This window comes from Psychrobacter sp. 1U2 (assembly GCF_051847575.1).
This window is the reverse complement of sequence record NZ_JBPYDC010000559.1, coordinates 1-976: the sequence shown is the minus strand read 5'-3', so window position 1 is coordinate 976 and position 976 is coordinate 1. Positions and strand designations below refer to the sequence as shown.

1 protein-coding gene and 1 pseudogene are annotated in these 976 nt (G+C 43.3%); both read right to left on the bottom strand.

Annotated features, from left to right (window positions below):
- A partial coding sequence (gene coq7 / locus ACS8FD_RS17250) for a 2-polyprenyl-3-methyl-6-methoxy-1,4-benzoquinone monooxygenase (RefSeq protein ID WP_439276750.1) occupies positions 1 to 591 on the bottom strand: 591 nt, incomplete at its 3' end.
- Between the two features lie 176 nt (positions 592 to 767).
- Positions 768 to 976: pseudogene (locus ACS8FD_RS17245) on the bottom strand (MFS transporter); the annotation flags it as partial.

Below are 976 nucleotides of genomic sequence, written 5' to 3'. Positions count from 1 at the left end.
GGTACGGCGAACAGGGGGCGATAATGCTGCACCGCCACTATTAATCGCCAGCTCTCGATGATGTAGCTCTTCGATATCCATTTGTGCCAGTATGGCGCGTGAACGCTGGTCTTGTGCTGGTAGCTGTTCGATATGATCTTGTAAATGCTCACTAACTTGAGCTTCAGTTTCAGCGACAAAGCCTAAGCTAAACTCGTTTGAGATAGCACCAGCAACGGCACCCAAACCAAAAGACATACCATACCATAATGGCGTAAAAATACTGGGATGGCTGCCCAGCTCTTGCAAACGAGTCTCACACCATACTAAGTGATCTACTTCTTCTTCAGCCGATTGCTGCATGGCTTGTTTTACGCCATCATCTTTTGCACTAAACGCTTGCCCGTGATATAGACCTTGCGCGCATACCTCACCAGTATGGTTGATGCGCATAAGACCTGCCACGTGCCGCGATTCTGTAATACTTAGCTCAGGAATCGTATCATCATTGACCGGTAATGGACGAGTACTGGGGTTGGAGTGTGGAACGACTGCCCGTAGCGCCTTATCAACGCCAAGAAGCAAATTGTCTATCTTAGATAACGAACGCAGTGCCATAATTAGCTCCTGATATAACTTTGTGTCGGTATTGGCTTATGTAAATCGTAAAAATAATCTTTCATCACTATAGCAAACAATCTCAATTATCGGCATCAAAATTCGTGCTATGACATGATTATAATTCAACGAATCCCTTGTATATTATTGATGAAAACTGCCATGCTACATTAGCTTTCACTGCTGGGTAGTTCATCATAAGTCTGCATAACGGCTTGCCCAACATGCTTGTTAAGCTTGATATATAAAAACACGCCGAAGATGATATTGAGTAGGCCTGTGACCAAAAATAACTGTGGCAGTGACAGATTGAGACTGTTTAATACCACGATAGCAAATATAGCCGAGGTAACCATAAATATAGCATTGAAGATATTAT